Source organism: Halorubrum xinjiangense (genome assembly GCF_049604745.1).
Classification (GTDB): domain Archaea; phylum Halobacteriota; class Halobacteria; order Halobacteriales; family Haloferacaceae; genus Halorubrum; species Halorubrum xinjiangense_A.
This window is the reverse complement of the sequence record NZ_CP187140.1, coordinates 2,421,278-2,439,600: the sequence shown is the minus strand read 5'-3', so window position 1 is coordinate 2,439,600 and position 18,323 is coordinate 2,421,278. Positions and strand designations below refer to the sequence as shown.

Annotated in this window: 16 protein-coding genes; 4 read left to right on the top strand and 12 right to left on the bottom strand. The window is 69.5% G+C overall.

Going from position 1 to position 18,323, the window contains the following annotated elements; all coding sequences use genetic code 11:
* Positions 1-36: 36 nt before the first annotated feature.
* Together ACOZ35_RS13450 and ACOZ35_RS13445 are read left to right on the top strand one after the other, a co-directional pair.
* Positions 37-1,542 carry a stage II sporulation protein M gene (locus ACOZ35_RS13450; protein WP_424014050.1) on the top strand — a complete coding sequence of 502 codons (1,506 nt, stop codon included), beginning with the start codon at positions 37-39 and terminating at the stop codon, positions 1,540-1,542.
* Positions 1,543-1,627: 85 nt separating this feature from the next.
* Positions 1,628-1,987 carry a hypothetical protein gene (locus ACOZ35_RS13445; protein ID WP_424014049.1) on the top strand — a complete coding sequence of 120 codons (360 nt, stop codon included), beginning with the start codon at positions 1,628-1,630 and terminating at the stop codon, positions 1,985-1,987.
* A 602-nt stretch (positions 1,988-2,589) separates the two neighbouring features.
* On the opposite strand, the gene ACOZ35_RS13440 is transcribed toward ACOZ35_RS13445, so the two are convergent.
* The 4 genes from ACOZ35_RS13440 to ACOZ35_RS13425 form a co-directional block, all read right to left on the bottom strand.
* Positions 2,590-2,979 (bottom strand): DUF6276 family protein, encoded by a 390-nt coding sequence (locus ACOZ35_RS13440; protein ID WP_424014048.1) that lies wholly within the window; start codon positions 2,977-2,979, stop codon positions 2,590-2,592.
* A gap of 124 nt (positions 2,980-3,103) precedes the next feature.
* Positions 3,104-3,802 carry a V-type ATP synthase subunit D gene (locus ACOZ35_RS13435; RefSeq protein WP_424014047.1) on the bottom strand — a complete coding sequence of 233 codons (699 nt, stop codon included), beginning with the start codon at positions 3,800-3,802 and terminating at the stop codon, positions 3,104-3,106.
* Positions 3,803-4,033: 231 nt separating this feature from the next.
* Positions 4,034-4,762 (bottom strand): DUF7345 domain-containing protein, encoded by a 729-nt coding sequence (locus tag ACOZ35_RS13430; RefSeq protein ID WP_424014046.1) that lies wholly within the window; start codon positions 4,760-4,762, stop codon positions 4,034-4,036.
* Entirely contained in the window at positions 4,759-6,846 is a 2,088-nt protein-coding gene (locus tag ACOZ35_RS13425; protein ID WP_424014045.1) for a DUF7096 domain-containing protein, read from the bottom strand. Before ACOZ35_RS13425 ends, ACOZ35_RS13430 begins: the two co-directional genes overlap by 4 nt.
* A 179-nt stretch (positions 6,847-7,025) precedes the next feature.
* Between ACOZ35_RS13425 and ACOZ35_RS13420 the strand changes: the two genes are divergently transcribed.
* Entirely contained in the window at positions 7,026-8,177 is a 1,152-nt protein-coding gene (locus ACOZ35_RS13420) for a helix-turn-helix transcriptional regulator (protein ID WP_424014044.1), read from the top strand.
* Between the two features lie 51 nt (positions 8,178-8,228).
* Here the strand turns inward: ACOZ35_RS13420 and ACOZ35_RS13415 are convergent, their stop codons facing one another.
* The 8 genes from ACOZ35_RS13415 to ahaH all read right to left on the bottom strand — a co-directional run bounded on the left by ACOZ35_RS13415 (position 8,229) and on the right by ahaH (position 16,427).
* Positions 8,229-9,653 (bottom strand): V-type ATP synthase subunit B, encoded by a 1,425-nt coding sequence (locus ACOZ35_RS13415; RefSeq protein WP_424014043.1) that lies wholly within the window; start codon positions 9,651-9,653, stop codon positions 8,229-8,231.
* 2 nt (positions 9,654-9,655) lie between these two features.
* Positions 9,656-11,419 (bottom strand): ATP synthase subunit A, encoded by a 1,764-nt coding sequence (locus tag ACOZ35_RS13410; RefSeq protein WP_424014042.1) that lies wholly within the window; start codon positions 11,417-11,419, stop codon positions 9,656-9,658.
* Position 11,420: 1 nt separating this feature from the next.
* Positions 11,421-11,750, bottom strand: a complete 330-nt coding sequence (locus ACOZ35_RS13405; RefSeq protein ID WP_006629423.1) for a V-type ATP synthase subunit F — start codon at positions 11,748-11,750, stop codon at positions 11,421-11,423.
* Positions 11,747-12,793, bottom strand: coding sequence for a V-type ATP synthase subunit C (locus tag ACOZ35_RS13400; protein WP_424014041.1), 1,047 nt, complete (start codon positions 12,791-12,793; stop codon positions 11,747-11,749). Before ACOZ35_RS13400 ends, ACOZ35_RS13405 begins: the two co-directional genes overlap by 4 nt.
* Positions 12,790-13,368, bottom strand: coding sequence for a V-type ATP synthase subunit E (locus ACOZ35_RS13395; RefSeq protein ID WP_424014040.1), 579 nt, complete (start codon positions 13,366-13,368; stop codon positions 12,790-12,792). The genes ACOZ35_RS13400 and ACOZ35_RS13395 overlap by 4 nt, the downstream gene beginning before the upstream one ends.
* Before the next feature lie 20 nt (positions 13,369-13,388).
* On the bottom strand, positions 13,389-13,640 hold the full coding sequence (locus tag ACOZ35_RS13390; protein WP_149799710.1) for a hypothetical protein: 252 nt from the start codon (positions 13,638-13,640) through the stop codon (positions 13,389-13,391).
* A 194-nt stretch (positions 13,641-13,834) separates the two neighbouring features.
* The gene (locus ACOZ35_RS13385) at positions 13,835-16,066 is read right to left on the bottom strand and encodes a V-type ATP synthase subunit I (protein WP_424016073.1); all 2,232 of its coding nucleotides are present in this window, start codon (positions 16,064-16,066) and stop codon (positions 13,835-13,837) included.
* Positions 16,067-16,070: 4 nt separating this feature from the next.
* Positions 16,071-16,427, bottom strand: coding sequence for an ATP synthase archaeal subunit H (gene ahaH / locus ACOZ35_RS13380; protein WP_424014039.1), 357 nt, complete (start codon positions 16,425-16,427; stop codon positions 16,071-16,073).
* A gap of 177 nt (positions 16,428-16,604) precedes the next feature.
* On the opposite strand from ahaH, the gene ACOZ35_RS13375 reads away from it, so the two are divergent.
* On the top strand, positions 16,605-18,320 hold the full coding sequence (locus ACOZ35_RS13375) for a P-loop NTPase (protein WP_424014038.1): 1,716 nt from the start codon (positions 16,605-16,607) through the stop codon (positions 18,318-18,320).
* Positions 18,321-18,323 lie beyond the last annotated feature (3 nt).

Here is an 18,323-nt window from a genome sequence, read left to right as displayed (position 1 = left end):
GACCGTTTTTAAGTATCGGACAGCCGATCGGAGGACATGGACCTCTCCGCCGCCGTCACGGCAACGACAGCGACCCTCCGCCGACGCCCCGCAGACGTCCTCCCCTTCTACCTGCTCGGGACCGCGGTCCCGGTGATCGCCCGCCTCGGCACGTTCGCCGCGCTCGCGGGTATCTACCTCCACCTCGAACTCACCGGGAGACTCGCGGCCGCCGGCGACGCGCTCGCCGGGGTCGAGTCACCGCCGGACCCGCAGGACGCCGAGGCGTTTCAGGCGTGGGCCGAGGGAGTGGCGCCCGCGTTCGAACCCCTCCTCACGCCGACCGTCGGGGTCCTCTTCGCCGCCGGCGTGCTCGTCACAACCGTCCTCGCGATCGTCGCGTACGCTGTCGTCTCGGCCGGCCAGCTCTCGGCGGTCATCGCGAGCCTCCGCGACGAGCGGGGGCTCGTCGGGGGAGTCGCGGGCGCCCGCTCCCGCTGGCTCACGTTCCTCGGCCTGTACGTCGCCGAACTGCTCCTCTGGATCGCCGTCGTCGCGCTCGGGTCGATCGCGGTTGGCGCGGCGTTCCTCGCGAACCCGTTCCTCGGCGCGGCGGTCGCGGTCGGCGCACTCCTCGTCGGCTTCGTCGCCTTAGCGCTCGTCCGGATCCTCTTCGCGTTCGCGCCGGTGGCCGTCGTCGTCGACGACGCCGGCGTGGTCGGGGGCGTCGAGGGCGCAGGCGGCTTCGTGCGCTCGAACCCCGTCGACGCCGCCGCCTACCTCGTGGTCGCGATCGGCGCGTTGGTCGCCGTCGCCTCTGTCGCCTCCGGGGTCGCGTTCCTCGGCGGCGGCCCCGTCGTCGCGCTCGCCAGCGCGGTCGTCGTCGCGCCCGCGCTCGACCTGTTGAAGACCGTCCTCTACGGTGACTACCGCGGGACGGTCGACCCCGTTTCGCCGCCCGAGGCCGGCGTCAGGGCGCAGTTCGTCGGCGGCCTCCGCCGCGGGTGGCGGGAGCTGGCCGGGTTCGTCCGCTCGACGCCCGGCCACCACTTCCTCGCGCTCGCGGTCGCCGTCGGGTTCGGCGCGGTCGGGTGGTACGCCGCCGCGCCGTTCGCCGAGACGGTCCCGACCTCGATCGAGGGACGGATCGCTGGACAGATCCCGCCCGTGGCGACGCTGACGTACTTCGGGAACAACTGGGGGGTCGCGATCGCGACGGCCTTCTCCGGGGCGGGGTTCGTTCTTCCCGCACTCTCGTCGCTCGCGTTCAACGGCCTCGCGCTCGGCGCCACCGCGGCCTTAGAGGAGAACCTCCTCGCGCTCGTCGCGTTCGTGGCCCCGCACGGAATCTTCGAGATCCCCGCGCTCGTCGTCTCGGGCGCGCTCGGCGTCCACCTCGGCGCCGTCTCGTGGCGGACGTTCCGCGGCCGCGCGAGCCGCGAGCGGCTCGCCGACGCCCTGCGGACCGCGTTCTGGGTGACCGTCGGGCTCGGAATCTTATTTGCCGTCGCCGGCGTCATCGAGGGGTTCGTCAGCCCGTACTACTGGCGGCCGTTCCTGTGAACGGCGTCCGGTGACGCGCCACCCGCGGCCGCGACCGACCGCCCGGCCGCCCGCAGCCTTATTACCGCGCACTCGAAGCGTCGGTATGCAGCCGCTCGTCGCCGTCATCCTCGTCGGCGTCCCGCTCGCGTGGCTCGTCGGCTTCGCCGCCTACGCGTACGTCGACGCGCCCAAGTACGGCATGAACCCGCGCAAGTGGGCGCTGATCGCCTTCGTCGTCCCGCTGTTCGGCTTCCTCGCGTACATCTTCGAGCGTGACGAACTCGACTACGACCCCGAGGAGGACCCGTACGCCGGCGGCGACGACAGCCGGACAGGCGGCTTCGCGGTCCACGAATCGCGCCAAGGCGAGAAGCGCCTCGGACCGGCGGGGACAGAGGCGGACGGCGAGGACGCAGACGACGAGGACGACGAGTGGAACGACCCGGACGGCGTCGACCTCTGACGAGACAATTGGGACGGATCCAGGTCAGCACGGAGACGCCGGCGACCGATGCGATATTTAAACACCCGAGAGCGGGAGGCGTCGATGTTTATAAATAACAGTGCGGTCGGCGCGTGCCTGCGAGGCCGCCTCGCGGCCGAGCAGCACGCGCGAGGGACGCCGCGAGCGACCGGAGGGAGCGAGCGGCAGCGAGGCGCGACGCGCCTCTGGCAGCCGGCGGCGCAGCCGCCGGCGACGAGGCTGGGGAGGCGTGAAGTGCGGTCGCTGTGCGTTCCCGCGAGCGAAGCGAGCGGGAGCACGGAAGTCGCAGCCCGCGCAGCGAAGCGAGCAGGAACGTCTTCCGGAGGGGCGGGACTCAAAGGGGCAGCCGCGAGGCCGCCGTAGGCGACGCAAGTACCGCAGGAACGAACGAAGTGAGTGACGAGGAACGCAGCGAGCGTACGGCGGCCTCGCGGCTGGGGCTTTGGAGGTGTTCACCGCCGATCTACTGTCGTTAGTTTATAAGTGAGTCGCTGGGATTTGGCAGTATCGTCTGTCAGTCCGCAATCAGCTGTTTATAAACGGCCACCGGCAACGTCGCATTTGTCGAAAACTGATGTGTTCTAAATAGCGTCGCGAAGCGCCTTCCGCCGCCTCTCTAAGTCGAACGCGGCCTCCGGCGCGTCAAGCCGGTCGAAGAAGGCGAACGCGTCGGCGCCCGCCCGCTCCGCGTGGTCGATCAGGGCCTCGATCGACGCGCGGTTGAGCGCGAACGACTCCAGCTTCCCACAGCAGAGCGCCAGCGCGACGCCGGCCTCGCCGGTCGGAAACGCGGGGTCGACCGCCGACAGGTCGGGATCCTCGGACACGCCACCCACGATCCCGGCCTCGTCCGCGGCGACGACCCGCAGACATCGGGTACAGATCGCGGCCGCGTCGGCCGGGGCGTGCTCGCGGAGCGCGGGCGGCACGGCGAACGCGACGACGTCGGCGTCGCAGTGTGGACAGGGCACGCTCGTCGGTACGGGCGGGTCCGAGTAAAAGTCGACGGGAGAGAGAAGCGACGACCGATGGCAGAGAGAGAAGCGACGACCGACGCGAAAGCGGTGATGGCGATTCGGGAGCCGACGCGCGGCGTCAGTCGGCGGGCTCGGGCTCTTCGGTCTCCGCGGCCGCGACCGCCGCGGCTTCCTCGGCCTCTTCCTTCTCCTCTTCCTCCTTTTTCGCCTTGATCTTCTTCATGCGGAAGATCTCCTCGCGCTCCTGTTCTTCGAGCTTCTGCTCGATGTACTCCTGGTTCTCGTAGAGCGTCGGGAGCAGGGTGAACTCCAAGGCGTTGACGCGGCGCTTCGTGGTCTCGATCTCCGTGAGCATCTTCTTCATCGCCGTCTCGACCTCGGCCGCGAGGATCACCTTCTCTAGGAGCTCCTCGTAGGCGTCGGCCGCCTCGTCGATGCGCGCCGAGGAGCCGAGCAGGCCGTAGCCGCGCTCGTCGAGGCTCTTCCGCACCTTCGAGGACTCGATCTGCGGGACCACGACGCCCATGATGTTCTTCGACTGGGTCGTGATCTCGGGGTGTTCCTTCAGCGCCGCGGCCGCGCCGCGGACGGCGACGTCGCCCTCCATCGCCCGGGCCATGTCGATCTTGCGCTGGGCCGTCTCGTAGTTCTCGGAGACCTCGGACCGGACGTCCTGCGCCTGGTCGAGGATGTCCATGAACTCCATGATGAGCCCGTCGCGCTTCTGTTCGAGCGTGTCGTGACCGCGCTCGGAGAGCTCGATGCGGTCCTCGATCGCCATCAGGTTCTTCCGCGTCGGTTTGACGTCCTTGGCCATCTTGGGGGAAGGTTCCGCTCCGAGGCGGTTAATTCTTTTCAGTCGTGGCGTGTTCGCGGAAGAGATCGCCGCCCACGGGGCGACGGAGCCGCCAGCTGTGAGAGATAGCTGAAAAATTCCGGAAGGGATCGTGTGCCTCTGACGGCCGCGGGCAGTCGCTTCCGATGGTCGGATTCGGAACGGCGACTCCCCGCGCGAATCGCCCCGCGAGACTCGCTTCGCTCGCTCCGATTACGCCCGTCGCCAGCCGGCGTAGCCGAGCAGGCCGGCGACGAGGAGCGCCAGCGTCGGAGCCAGCGGCGTCGGCAGCGAGCCGTCGGTGACGCCGCCTTCCGCAGGCGCGAGCGTAACCGAAAAGCCCGACAGATCCGTGCCGGGACGCCACTCGGCGCTCGCGGCGCCGGTCTCGGACGCCGGGGTCGTCGCGTCCGCCTCTACCGTGGCGTCGGCGAGCGCGTAGCCGTCGGGCGCGACGAGCACGAACGGGCGGTCCGGCCGGAACGCGCTTGCGAACGGCTCGCTCACGACCAGCCGATCCCCGTCGACCGCGGCGAGATTCGTCCAGGTCGCCGAGATCCGGACGGCGCCAGTCTCATTCGTCGACTCGAACTCGGTCCGCGCGTCGGCGACGCGCATCTCGCGGTCCGTCTCGGTCGCGGTCCGCTCGGCGATCCGCGTCAGCCGGTCACCGAACCGGGCCGTGACGTTCTCGGGACGCTCGCGAAGCTCCTCGAACGCCGCCTCGTCGTCGGCGTCGGCGAGGTCGTACGTCAACACGAGCGTGACCGTCGCGTCGCCGTCAGCGTCGAGCGCGACGACGAACGACGACCCCTCCTCGACCGCGGGCTCCGTTCCCGGCCCGTCGAGCGCCGCGACGCCCGGCGCGAGGAACGCGCCGATCACCGCGACCGACGCGACGGCTGCGGCGAGGGCGACGACTCGACCGCGGGAGCGAATCACTCGTCGTCCTCCGCGTCGTCATCGTCGTCCTCGTCATCCTCGTCTTCCTCATCCTCGTCGTCCTCGTCATCGTCGTCATCTTCGCCGTCGTCGTCTTCGTCATCGTCCGCACCATCAGCATCGTCCGCGTCGTCTGCGTCCTCCGCGTCCTCGTCGTCCGCGTCGAACTCGATCTCGAGTTCGCCCTCGCGGTCGCCATCTTCGACCTCGATGTCGACCTCGTCGCCGTCGGCCGGGAGCGTCACCGCGGTCCGTCCGTCCGCGTCGGTCGTTCCGGCGGACTCGCCGTCGACCTCGACGGTCGCGCCCTCGACGGGCTCACCGTCGGCGTCGGTCACTTCGACCGTCACGGTCGCACCGGGAGCAGGGTCGCCGGAGACGACGGCGACGGAGAGGTCGTCCGCGTCGTCTGCGTCGTCTCCATCTTCCTCGTCCGCGTCGTCTGCGTCGTCTCCATCTTCCTCGTCCACGTCGTCCGCGTCGTCCTCATCTTCGTCGTCCGCGTCGCGCTCGTCGACGTCGATGTCGCCGGCCGCGAGCGTGCCGTCCGCACCGACCTCGAACTCGAGTTCGGCCTCGAACGCGCCCTTCACCAGCGTGACCTCGAACTCGTCGGCGTCAGCCGGCGCGTCGAACGTGATGGCCCCGTCCGCGTCGGTCGTCCCGACCGGCTCGTCGTCGACGAAGACGGAGACGCCCTCCACGCCCTCGCCGTCGTAGGTCACCGAGACGTCGACGGTCCCGTTCTCGACGGAACCGTCCACGGAGAGCCGGTCGCCGAGATCGTCGTCGCCGTCGTCGCCGTCGTCAGACCGGAGCGCAAGCTCCAGTTCGCCTTCGCGGTCGCCGTCCTCGACCTCGATGTCGACCTCGTCGTCGTCGGGCAGCGTCACCGTGATCCGCCCGTCGGCGTCGGTCGTCCCCGCGTCCTGGTCGTTCAGTTCGACCGTCGCGCCCTCGACGGGCTCGCCGGCGGCGGTCACGCGGAGCGTCACCGTCGCGCCCGGCTCGGCCGTGCCGTTGACGATCGAGACCGAGAGGGGGACCTCGTCGGCGTCATCGTCGTCCGCCTCGCGCGGCTCCGTCTCCTCCTCGAACTCGAACACCTCGCCAGTCTGTCCGTCGACGCTCACCTCGGCCTCGCCGACGGTCTCCGGGCCGAAGAAGGTGAACTCGAACTCGTAGTAGCCGTCCTCGTCGCGGTCGGCGGACCGGAGCGTCCACTCGCCGTCGGCGTCGGTCGACAGCTGTGCGGTGGCAGCGGTGAGCGCCTCGCTCTGCGTCACGTTGAAGCTCCCGTCACCGGGCTGGTCGCGCTCGATCTCGCGCGACCGCTCGCCGTCGTCGCTCTCGACCTCGATGGAGACGCCGCCGTCGACCTCCAGCGAGAACTCGCCGTCGTGCTCACCGGTGTACTGCGCGAGGAGCGCGCTCGCCCCGGTTCCCGTCACGCGAGTGAGCCGCTCTCTGGCGTCCGCGTTCGCGCCCCGGTCGTAGCCCGCCGCGCGGAGCTCGATCCCGGAGGTGTCGTCGGCGCCGTCAGCGACCCGCTCGAAGCCACGGTCGACCGTCTGGGCCTGTCCGGCGAGGACCGCGAGCCGCTGGGCGAACTCGCCGCGGGTTATCTCGCCGTCCTCGTAGGCGACGCGGGCCTCACGCTGGTCGGCGACGATCTCGTCGGCGCGCTCGCGGAGCGTCGCGGACCGCTCCGCGAGGAGCGCCGCGCGCTCAGACTCGTTCGCGTCCTCGAGCGCCCCGTCGAGCGACGACGCCGCCACGTCGCCCGACACCTCGTCGTCGGTGACGGCGATGACCGTCGCGAGCTGCTGTCCGACCGTCGCCCGCGACGCGCCGTCACCGGCGTCGCTGTCGTTCGCCTTCCCGTCGTCCGTCGCGTTCTCGTCGTCCGTCGAGTTCTCGTCCGTCTGTGCGGAGACGGCCGACGCGTCGAGACGTTCGGTCGTCGCGTCGGACGCGCCGACATCCGTCGCGTCGACGGCGGTCGCCCCGAGCGCACCGCCCGGAACAGAGCCCAGGATGAGCCCCAGCGCCACCAGAACCGTCAGGAATCGTGTGCCGTTCATTACGGATGCGTCGACGAGCGCCGCCCACATATACCGGGCAGACAGTGGCGGTCGATTGCGCTCCGTTTCGCCGCGTTTCGCGTCTGCGGCCGACCGTTGCGCCGATTTGCGTCGGGTTTCACGGCCTCGCCGCGAGACGATCTGTGGGTTTAACCTCGGCGGCGGAAAACCGTACGTCAATGAGTCGACGCGATCGGACGACCGGATCGATCGCCGTCCTCCTCGTCGTCGCCTGCTGTCTGGCGGCCGTCGGGTTCGCCGCTCCCGCGGGCGCACAGTCCGCCGCGGTCCCGCAGACGGACGACCAGCCCGCCCCGGACAACACGATCACGCGGATCGATCTGGCGGCGAACGGTTCGGCGACGTGGGAAATAACGCTCCGGACGCGACTCGAAAACGACTCCGACGTCGCGGAGTACGAACGGTTTCAAGAGGAGTTCAGATCGAACACCAGCCGATACGTCGATCCGTTCGCCGACCGGATGAGCGGAGTCGTCGCGGCGGCGAACGACTCGTCGGACCGCGAGATGCGCGCCGGCGGTTTCGACGCCGAGACGTCGATCCAAGAGGTGCCCCGTCGGTGGGGCGTCGTCAGCTTCCGGTTCACGTGGACCGGCTTCGCCGCGGTCGAGGGCGACGCCGTCGTCGCCGGCGACGTGTTCGCCGGCGGCTTCTTTATCGACGAGGACGACGCGCTGGCGATCGCCGCGCCCGACGGCTACGTCGTCGAGTCGGCCGCGCCCGCCCCGGACGAGACCGCGGACGGCGTCGTCGAGTGGCTCGGCCGAGAGGACTTCGATGACGGTCGTCCGCGGGTTCGAGCCGTGCCGACGACCGGCGACGGCGGCTCGCCGGCTGACGGCGACGGCGGCCCGGGAACCGGGGTCGACGAGGGCGGCCTCCCCGCCGGTCTGCTCGTCCTCGCCGGTGTCCTGCTCGTCGCGCTCGCCGGCGCGGCGTATGCGATGCGGACCGGACGCCTATCGTCGGACCGAGAGGCCGCCGCCGGAGGCGCGTCGGGAAGGCCGGGCGGGGACGACGCGACCGACCCGACGGCGGACGGCGAAAGCGTCGAACGCGCTGCCGCCGACGGTGACGACGCGGTCGGCGGAGCCGCGGCCGACCCGGACCTCCTCACCGACGAGGACCGCGTTCGGCGCCTCCTGCGCGAGCGAGACGGCCGGATGAAGCAGTCGGCGATCGTCGACGAGCTCGGGTGGTCGAAATCGAAGGCTTCCCGCGTGCTCTCGGGGATGGCCGACGAGGGCGAGGTGGAGAAGCTTCGGATCGGCCGCGAGAACGTGATCGATCTGGTCGCAGACGAAGAGTAAGTCGCCGGCGCGGCCGCTGAGAGCGGGCAAAAAGTGGAAGGAAACGCCGACTCAGTCGGCCGCTTCGAGCACTTCGCGCTCGGAGTCGTCCTCGCGGTAGTGCTCCTCGATGAACTCCTCGTCGATCCGGTTGAGGGCGTCCTTCGGCAGCATCGAGAGGAGGTCCCAGCCGATCGAGAGCGTCTCGTCGATGTCGCGGTTCGTCTCGAAGCCCTGGTCGATGAACTCGGACTCGAAGGCGTCCGCGAAGTCGAGGTACTTGTTGTCCAGCTCGGAGAGCGCCTCGCGGCCGACGATGTTCACGAGGTCGCGGAGGTCCTCACCTTCCGCGTACGCCGCGAACATCTGGTCTTTCACGTCGGCGTGGTCGGCGCGGGTGAGCCCCTCGCCGATCCCGTCGTCCATCAGCCGCGAGAGGCTGGGGAGGACGTTAATCGGCGGCTGCAGGCCCTGACTGTTGAGGTCGGGGTCGACGTAGATCTGCCCCTCAGTGATGTACCCGGTCAGGTCCGGGATCGGGTGGGTGTCGTCGTCGCCCGGCATCGTGAGGATCGGGATCTGCGTGACCGAGCCGTCGCGGCCCTTGATCCGGCCGGCGCGCTCGTACAGCTGCGCCAGGTCGGTGTACATGTACCCGGGGTACCCGCGTCGACCGGGCACCTCCTCGCGGGCCGCCCCGATCTCGCGGAGCGCCTCGCAGTAGTTGGTCATGTCCGTCAGGATGACGAGGACGTGGTAGTCCTTCTCGAAGGCGAGGTACTCGGCCGTGGTGAGTACCATCCGCGGCGTGACCGTCCGCTCGACGGCGGGGTCGTCCGCGAGGTTCATGAAGACCACGGAGCGCTCCAGCGCGCCGGTGCGCTCGAAGTCCTCCATGAACTCGTTGGCCTCCTCCTGGGTGATCCCCATCGCGCCGAAGATGACGGCGAACTCGGAGCCCTCCTCGTCGTCGCCGCTCTCCTCCTCTTCGGGCACGCTGGCCTGCCGCGCGATCTGCATCGCGAGCTCGCTGTGCGGCTGGCCGGAGCTGGAGAAGATCGGGAGCTTCTGACCGCGGACGAGCGTGTTCATGCCGTCGATGGCCGAGACGCCCGTCTCGATGAACTCCTCGGGGTACTCCCGGGAGTAGGGGTTGATCGCCGCGCCGACGATGTCCTGGCGCTCCTCGGGGACGATCTCCGGGCCGTCGTCGATCGGCCGGCCGGAGCCGTCAAGCACCCGCCCGAGGAGGTCCTCGGTGACGGGCATCTTCATCGTCTCGCCCAAGAAGCGGACGGACGCGTCTCTGTCGATGCCTGAGGTGCCCTCGAAGACCTGGATCGCGACCACGTCCTCCGAGGATTCGAGCACCTGTCCGCGCAGCGTCTCCCCCTGTGCCGTCTCGATCTCGACGATCTCGTCGTAGCCGATCGCCTCGTCGACCTCGGCGTACACGAGGGGGCCGCTGATCTCGGTGATGGTTTGATACTCTTTCATGGTCAGTAGAGGCTCCGGAGCTCCTCGCTGATCTCGGCTTTGAGATCCTCGACGTACTCCTCGTAGTCCTCTTGGACGCCGATGCGGTTAATCTGCGGGGCCGAGTCGATGTCGATGATCTCCTCGACCGGGACGCCGGCGTCGAGCGCGTCGAACGCCTCGTCGTTGAACTTCTGGATCGTCGTCAGCATGAGGTACGTCTTCTCCGGCGGACAGAACGTGTCGACCGGGTGGAACGCGTTCTGCTGGAGGTACGCCTCGCGCAGGTAGCGCGCGACCTCCAGGGTGAGCTGCTGGTCGTCGGGCAGGGCGTCCTTCCCGACGAGCTGGACGATCTCTTGCAGCTCCGTCTCCTCGTCGAGCACGTCGACCGCCCACTGGCGCCGCTCGGCCCAGTCGTCGGCGACCTCGTCTTCGAACCAAGGGTCGAGCTGATCCTTGTACAGCGAGTAGGACTCGTTCCAGTTGATCGACGGGAAGTGGCGGCGTTCCGCCAGGTCCGCGTCGAGCGCCCAGAACGTCTTCACGATACGCAGCGTGTTCTGGGTGACCGGCTCGGAGAAGTCGCCGCCGGGCGGCGACACCGCGCCGATCGCCGAGACGGAGCCCTCCGTCCCGTTGATGTTCTCGAAGTAGCCGGCGCGCTCGTAGAACTGCGCGAGCCGGGCGGCGAGGTACGCGGGGTACCCCTCCTCGCCGGGCATCTCCTCCAGCCGGGAGGAGATCTCGCGCATCGCCTCCGCCCACCGCGAGGTGGAGTCGGCCATGAGCGCGACGTCGTACCCCATGTCACGGTAGTACTCGGCGATCGTGATCCCGGTGTAGATACAGGACTCACGCGCCGCGACGGGCATGTTCGAGGTGTTCGCAATGAGCGAGGTGCGGGCCATCAGCGGGTTGCCGTTGGCCGGGTCCTCGAGCTCGGGGAAGTCCTCGATGACCTCCGTCATCTCGTTGCCGCGCTCGCCGCAGCCGACGTAGACGATGATGTCCGCGTCGGCGTACTTCGCGAGCTGGTGCTGGGTGACCGTCTTCCCGGAGCCGAACGGCCCCGGAATCGCGGCCGTCCCGCCCTTCGCGATGGGGAACAGCCCGTCGAGGATGCGCTGGCCGGACACCAGCGGCGTCCGGGGCGTCTTCTTGTCGTTGGCGGGGCGGGCCTCGCGCACCGGCCACTCCTGGTGCATCGAGACCTCCTCGCCGTTGTCGAGCTCGACGACCGTCTCGGTGACGTCGAAGCTGCCGGCCTCCGCGGCGACGACCTCGCCGCCCTCGTAGTCCGGCGGCACCATGACCTTGTGGTCGATGGTGACCGTCTCCTCGACGACGCCGACGATGTCGCCGGGCTCGACGACGTCGCCCTCCTCGACCTCGGGCTCGAACTCCCACTTCTCCTCGAGGTCGATACCGGGCGCGTCGACCCCGCGGTCGAGGTACGGACTGCCCATCTTGCCCTCCAGCACGTCCAGGGGGCGCTGAACGCCGTCGTAGATGGCGTCCAGCATCCCCGGGCCGAGGTCGACCGACAGCGGCTCGCCCGTGTTCTCGACGGGTTCGCCGGGGCCGACGCCGGAGGTCTCCTCGTACACCTGAACGGTCGTGAGGTCGCCCTCGATCTCGATCACTTCCCCCATGAGCCCTTCGTCGCCGACGTAGACGACGTCGTTCATGCGGGCGTTGAGATCGCGGGCGGTCACGACCGGACCGCTCACGCTCTGAATGACGCCGTTGTCCGCCTCGGCGTCGGTTGTGTCTGCTTTGCTCATATTAGTCGTCTTCCTCCATCAGGTCGATGCCGATGGCGCGTTTGATCTGGTCGCGCAGCCCGCCGCTGCCGGCGCCGGAGCCGCCGAGGGTCACGAGGACCGGCTCGATACTCCCCTCGACCGCCTCGCGGGTCCCCCGCGAGAGGTGGTCGAGGTCGTCGTCGTGCATCACGATGATGCCGACGCCCTCGTCGTCGAGCGTCCGCTCGACGGCGTCGTCGAGCTTCTCGTCTTTCTCGTCGTCCGGCACGTTCTCGAACGCCCGGACGCCGGCGAGGCGGAATCCGGTCGTGAACTCCGGGCTGCCGACGACCGCTATCTCCTGGCTCATGTTATCACCAGCTCCGATTCGATCTCGTCCGGCGAGAGGCCGGCCTCCTTCCCGCGGGCGATCGCCCGGATGTTCTCCGTCTCGCGCTCCTTCGCGAGGATGTAGGAGATCACCGGGGTGACCGACACCGGGTGGATCGTGCCGAGCCGGTCGCCGTAGGCTAAGAGTGCGGCGTCGATCGCGTGTTCGAACGCGATGAGGCTGTCCGCCTCCTCGAGGTCACGCAGCGCGGGCCCGAGCTCCTCGCCGTACTGGCTGTCGCCGATGAACTCGACCAGCTCGTCGAGGTTCTGCGCCAGCCGCGCGAGCGACGACCGGGTGAACAGGTCGCCGCCCTCGATGAAGTACGCCGCGGGGTCGATGTCCGCGCCCGAACGGGCGAGCCGGAGCGCGTTCGTCGCGTTCCGGAAGTCGACCTCCGCCTTGAGGAACGCCTCGTACTGCCGGGTCGGCTCGTCGCCGCCGAGCCCGGAGAGGAGCCGCTCGTAGAACGCGCGGTCGACCGCGTTCTCCAAGGGCACCAGCACGTCCGTCTCCTCGTACTCCGCGTACGCCTCTCGCAGCGGCTCCCCGTAGATCGTGTCTTCGAGGACCTCGATCACGGCGTCGATCGAGTCCGCCTCCAGCAGCCGCCGGATCCGGCGGTCGTCGAACTCGCCGGCGCGGATCAGGTCGACCTCGACGGCCGACTGGTCAGCGTCGGTGTAGGCGCCGCGGATGACCGTCTTCACGTTCCAGGCGTCGAACTTCCGGAGGTACCGGGCGATGAGGTCGTACAGCGACCCCTCGCTCCAGTCGAGGATCGCGTCGAACTGCTCGGCGAGGTTCCGGTTCAACGCGTACTCGATCAGGTCCACGCCGCCGTGGCGGCTGCCGAGCGCGTTGATCTCCGCGCCGTAGCTCGACTCCTCCATGAACCGGGCGATCTCGGCGGGGCCCATCCGGGTGAGCTTGCGGTACTCTTCGTCCCCGAAGAGACTGCCGCGGCGGGCACGAACCCGCGCGACGACGTACTCGGGGTTCGAGCTACCGGCGGCGCTCATTGGTCGAACAGCCGCTCCGAGATGTTCTTCAACTCGTCGTCCCAGACGGACTCCAGGACCGAGTCGAACGTGTTGTTCACGCGAACGCGGGAGGTGTCGCTTTCGGCGACGACGCCGCCGAGGCAGTCGAGTTCGCCGTCGACCTCGGCGTTGCGGTCCGCGACGAGCTCCTCGAGCAGCTCGACGTCCTCGGCGCGGGTGTAGACGGCGACGTCCTCGTCGTCGTCGAACTCCGCGAGGCTCGCGTCGAGTAGGGCCTCGGTGAGCTCGCGGCGGTCGCCGCCGTCGAGGGCGGCGATCGCCGCCTCGACGTCGTCGCGGACGTCCTCTAAGACGTCGCGGCGGGCGCCCAGCCGCTCCTGTTTGGCCTCGAGCTTCGCCGAGGAGAGCGTCTGTTCGCGCTCCTGGTCGATCTGACTCTCGACCTCGGCGAGCCGCTCCTCGCGGATGCGATCCGCGTCGTCCTCGGCGTCGCCGACGATCTCGTCGGCCTCCGCCTCGGCCTGTTCGCGGATCTCCTCCGCACGCGCGCGGGCCTCATCTTCAACGTCCTCAACGACGGTTTCCAAACTCATTGGTGTGAAAGGGAGACCGCTCAGACGATGAAGACGACGACGAGCGCGAGGATGACGATCGTCTCGGGAAGGACCGTCAGGATGAGCCCGTTGACGAAGAGGTCGTCGTCCTCGGCCATTGCGCCGACGGCGGCCGAACCGATACCCCGCTCCGCGTAGCCCGCACCGAGCGCCGCCAGGCCGACGGCGAGGGCCGCTGCGGCGCTGGGATCAGTCAGTGTTCCACCGGTCGACAGTGCGACGTTCCCGAGTTCGTTGGTAGCTTCAAGCATTGGTAGTAGTTGCGGTTGCTCGTCTCCGAACGGTTGCTAGTTGCCCCTAGAGGAGTCATAAAGCTTCCCAAAACGACCGAGTGAAACGCGAGAGAACGCCGAGGAGAGACGCGGCTACGGAGGTTCAGAACCCGACTACGTTGCCGGGTTCGACGGGCAAAACGGGGGGCACCGCCCCCGAGACGCGTCGCGGGTCAGTCCTCGCGGGTGTACCGACGGTCGCGGCCGAAGGGCAGGTACGCTCGACCCCCGCCCTGATAGAACTTCCCGAAGAACTCGACGTACTCGAGACGCACGGCCTGAATGCCGGCGGAGGTGACGCCGAGCAGCAAGACGACGAGGTGACCGACGATGGCCACAACGACCCCGCCCACGAGCGCGAGGATTCCCACCCCGCTCGGCTCGAAGGCGGTCGTCAGTCCTGCGAAGACGAGTTCGTACTCGCCGCCGTTCGCGACGGAGTGCTCCTGAACGTACGAGAGGTACTCCGGCGTGAAGATGAAGTGGAAGCTTCCGTCGCCGCTGCTGTCGATGTACGCGCCGAACGCGAGCAGGTTGACTGCGAGAGCCATCCCACCCTTCGCGAGCAGGACGGCCATGATCCGGGCGTAGGAGATGACGTTGACGAGCGGAGAGAGCACCTCAGCCAGCTCTGCCGGCTCGCCGATCCCGAGCAGGACCGCCCCAAGGGCGGCGGCGGCGAGCCCGGCGAACCCGACAACGACCGGGAACCCGCTGAATGAGACCGCCCCGAGCGTGAGCAGGGAGATCGAATCGAACAGGAAATCGGGCTTCGGGCCGAGAACGTGCCGGCTGAAGATCCAGACCCAGATACCGTTGAGCAGGAGCAGCCACGAGGCGCTCTCGTAGACCGCGTGCTTCAGGTCGTGGAGCTGGTAGTTGTTCACGAACGAGAGGGCGTACCCGACGTTCAGGTGGATCATCCCGAACAGCACGCTGACGACGAGGAACGCCAGCGCCCAGTCGATGTCGGCCGGCGAGAGCCCCTTCCCGGCGATCGGCCAGTGGACGTCACCGGGCAGCAGCTGGTAGGCGTGGTAGCCGAACACGTCGATCCCGAAGTAGATCCCGAACAGGATCGTGAAGGCGCCGGCCCACATCGCGACGGAGCCGAGCTCGCGGAACGCGCCGTCGAACTTCGAGTACATCACGTAGCCGATCAGCGCGTATAAGACACCGTAGCCGACGTCGCCGATCATGAACCCGAACATCGCCGGGAACGTGAGGAAGACGAGGAGCGTCGGGTCGAACTCCGAGTACTTCGGCCGGCCGAACCCCTGTACGAGCAGCTCGAAGGGGCCGGCGGCGCCGCCGTTGTCTTGGACGACCGGCGGGTCGTCGGAGCCGTGCCCAGCGTGGCCGCCGTCGGTGGCGGCCTCGCGCTCGGCCGTCGCGTCCTCCGCGTCGCCCGCAGCGGTCGAGGCGTCGGACTCTCCCGCGCCGCCGGTCCCGTCGTCGACCGGCTCGGCGTGGTGGTCGCCGTCGGGGGTGAAGGAGGCGCGTTCGAGCTCCTCGACCTCGACGTGGTCGCCGACGGCGTCGACGACCGCCGCCTCGAAGTCGGGGTACGTCTCGGTCGGCACCCAGCCCTCGGCGACGAAGGCGTTCTCGGTGGTCGCAAAGGAGAGCGGCGCCTCCTTCTTTTCGGCCTCGATGGTGAGCTGCTCCTCGGCGCGCAACAGGAAGCCCGCCGCCTCCTCTTTCACGTCCGCGAGCTCGCTCTCGACGGCGTCGAGCTCGTCGCGGAGGTCGGCCTGCTCGGCCTCCAGCTCCCCGACGTACTCATCGGGGCTCGCGTCCGCGTCGGGGACGTCGAGCAGCGCGATGTCGACGCCGACGAGCGCGTCCTGAACGACGCCCTCGGCGTCCGGGTCGGTCGGCCGCGCGACGATGGCGACCACGTCGCCGCCGACGAACACGTCGAAGACGTCGATCGAGTCGGCGTCTTCGAGCGCGGCCTCGACGGCCGCGGGCTTGGCCTCGCCGACGACGACCTCGACCGAGTCGTAGCCGCGCAGGTACGCCAAGTCGATCCCGAGCTCGGCGAACGGCTCCATCCGGTCGATCTCCTCCTGCCGGTCGCGGATCGCGGCCTGGAGCTCGTCGCGCTCGTCGTTGAGCTCGTTGACCCGCTCGCGGACGCGGTCGAGCTCGTCGACGAGCTCGTCGTCGTCCAGCGAGCGAGCGACGTCGGCGTCCTCGGCGTCGACGTCGAGGATACTCTCCAGCGAGCGGACGGTCACGAGGCGCTCGTTAACGGTCTCGGCGCCCTCAAGGGACGTGCCGGGTTCGAACCCCTCGTACCGGTCGTCGTAGTCCGTAACGTGCAGGGAGTGGTGGGCGTACGCCGCCTCGATGACGTCGTCGATGACGCGCTTCGAGCCCGTCACCGACACCCGGCTCATCTGCTCAGGCCTGAGCATCCACCGCCTCCTCGGCCTGGTCGTGAACCGCCGCCTCGAACTGCTCGACGGCGTAGTCGACGGCCGATTCCACGCGGTCTCGGGCCTCGCGTTCGAGCTCGTCGCGGTCGTCGCGCCCCGATTCGAGGATCTCCTCGCGCCGCTCCTCGATCTCCTCGCGGGCCGCTTCGAGCCGCTCTTGGGCCTCGGCCTCCGCCTCCTCCTCGGCCTCGGCGCGGATCTCGTCCGCGCGCTCTCGAGCTTCGGCGAGGCGCTCCTCGGCGTCCGACTCCGCGTTCGCGATGATCTCGTCCGCCTTCCGTTCGGCCTCCTTGATCGAGTTGAGCACCTCTGGTCTCGCCATGCTACTAATCGCCTGAAACTCTAGAAGCGACGTATAAGGTGTTTGCGAAAGCCCGCGGGGGTGCGCGACGATTCCGGACGGATTCCGGGCGGATTTCACGTCGAACGCGGTGGACGCGGCGTCCGGATCCGGTCGCCGCCGCCTACATTTAAGTAGCAGTCGCCGGACCCTCACCGTATGGCAACGGTGTATGCGATCGCGTCGGCGAAGGGTGGCGTCGGGAAGACCACCACGACCGCCGCGCTGGCGACGATCCTGGCGGACTCGGGCGCCGACGTCGTCGCGATCGACGCCGACCTCGGCATGGCGAACCTCGCGGGCGCCGTCGGGGTGACCCCCGGCGAGACCACCCTCCACGACGTGCTCGCCGGCGAGGCGGAGCCCGAGGCGGCGGTCCGCGAGGGGCCCTCCGGGCTCCGGGTCGTCCCGGGGGCGACCGACCTCGACGCGTACGCGGCCGCGGACCCCTCGGGGCTCCGGGGGGTCGTCGAGGCGTTCGACGGCGCCGACTTCGTGTTCGTCGACGCGGGCGCCGGCCTGTCGCACGACTCCACGCTCCCCCTCGCGATCGCCGACGAGACGCTCCTCGTCTCGACTCCGGAGCGGAGCGCCCTCGGCGACACCGAGAAGACGCGACAGCTAACCGAGCGCCTCGGCGGAACCGTCGCGGGCGCCGCGATCACCCGCGTGAGCGACGACACGGACGAGGTCGTCACGGCCCTGCTGGACGCCCCGATTCTCGGTCGGATCCCGGAGGACGAGGCGGTGGCTCGGGCCGCGGCGGCGAACCGCCCGCTGCTTTCCGACGCGCCCGACGCGCCGGCGACGCGGGCGTACCGCGGCCTGACTCGCGCCCTGACCGGAGCGGACGTCGACGGCGCGGGACTGGCCGAGCCGGCGGCCGACGCCGCGGGCGGAGCCGGGGCGGACAGCGCGGAGGCCAGCGACGCGGGAGCCGACGACGGGCCGACCGCGGCGGACGACGACGACGCCGTGATCGTCGACGACGGACCGGCCGCGGACGACGCGGACGACGCGGACGACGGTGACCCCGAAGCGGCGAGCGAGCGGGACGACGCCGACGAGGAGACGGGCGAGGCCGCGGCCGCCGAGGCCGGTCAGGAAGCGGGCGCGGACCCCGAGTCGGACGAGGACATCATCGTCGCGGACCCCGACGCGAGCGGCGTGGCCGAACCGGGCGACGGCGACGACATCATCGTCGCGAGCGAGAGCGAACCGGCGGGCGACGTTACTGACGAGGACACGGAGGATGACCTGGGCGACGAGACAGACGAAGGCGGAGACGACGATACGGACGGAGACGTGGGCGGCGACACGGACGAGATCGGAGACGACGTCGCGGACGAGGATACGGACGAAGGCGGAGACGACGACACGGACGAAGACCTGGGTGACGATACCGACGAGGGCGCACGCAACGCCGGCGGCGAGCCGGAAGAGTCCGTCGAGAGCGACGACCCGACTCAGGAGACCGGCGGCGACGCGGCGAGCGGCGACGAGGCCGGTGACGAGTCCATGGCGGGAGGGAGAGCGGCCGCCGAGCTCGAGGCCACCGGCCCGGACGCCGCGACGGAGGAGGAGTCGGACGCGATCCCCGACGCGGACGAGACGGCGCGCGAAGCGGCCACCGGACGCGACGAGGGGGCCGCGGGCGCTGACTCGGGGGCGGGAGACGACATCGACGACGAGCTCGCGGGGAGCATCCCGTTCCGCGACGACGACACCGGGACGATGAACACCGTCCTGTCGGAGGAGGACGAGGAGGACGGCGACGGCGAAGAGACGACGGACGACGCCGGCTCGTCGTCCGCCGACGACGAAGACGAGGAAGAGGGCGGCAGCGGGTTCTTCAGTCGGTTACTCGGTCGCTGATCG

Coding starts and splice junctions, on each gene's coding strand:
- ACOZ35_RS13400 (WP_424014041.1), bottom strand. CDS start 12,793: ATGAGCGCCGCCGGTAGCTCGAACCCCGAGTACGTCGTCGCGCGGGTT.
- ACOZ35_RS13410 (WP_424014042.1), bottom strand. CDS start 11,419: ATGAGCAAAGCAGACACAACCGACGCCGAGGCGGACAACGGCGTCATT.
- ACOZ35_RS13385 (WP_424016073.1), bottom strand. CDS start 16,066: ATGAGCCGGGTGTCGGTGACGGGCTCGAAGCGCGTCATCGACGACGTC.
- ahaH (WP_424014039.1), bottom strand. CDS start 16,427: ATGGCGAGACCAGAGGTGCTCAACTCGATCAAGGAGGCCGAACGGAAG.
- ACOZ35_RS13390 (WP_149799710.1), bottom strand. CDS start 13,640: ATGCTTGAAGCTACCAACGAACTCGGGAACGTCGCACTGTCGACCGGT.
- ACOZ35_RS13450 (WP_424014050.1), top strand. CDS start 37: ATGGACCTCTCCGCCGCCGTCACGGCAACGACAGCGACCCTCCGCCGA.
- ACOZ35_RS13425 (WP_424014045.1), bottom strand. CDS start 6,846: ATGAACGGCACACGATTCCTGACGGTTCTGGTGGCGCTGGGGCTCATC.
- ACOZ35_RS13435 (WP_424014047.1), bottom strand. CDS start 3,802: ATGGCCAAGGACGTCAAACCGACGCGGAAGAACCTGATGGCGATCGAG.
- ACOZ35_RS13420 (WP_424014044.1), top strand. CDS start 7,026: ATGAGTCGACGCGATCGGACGACCGGATCGATCGCCGTCCTCCTCGTC.
- ACOZ35_RS13375 (WP_424014038.1), top strand. CDS start 16,605: ATGGCAACGGTGTATGCGATCGCGTCGGCGAAGGGTGGCGTCGGGAAG.
- ACOZ35_RS13415 (WP_424014043.1), bottom strand. CDS start 9,653: ATGAAAGAGTATCAAACCATCACCGAGATCAGCGGCCCCCTCGTGTAC.
- ACOZ35_RS13395 (WP_424014040.1), bottom strand. CDS start 13,368: ATGAGTTTGGAAACCGTCGTTGAGGACGTTGAAGATGAGGCCCGCGCG.
- ACOZ35_RS13405 (WP_006629423.1), bottom strand. CDS start 11,750: ATGAGCCAGGAGATAGCGGTCGTCGGCAGCCCGGAGTTCACGACCGGA.
- ACOZ35_RS13445 (WP_424014049.1), top strand. CDS start 1,628: ATGCAGCCGCTCGTCGCCGTCATCCTCGTCGGCGTCCCGCTCGCGTGG.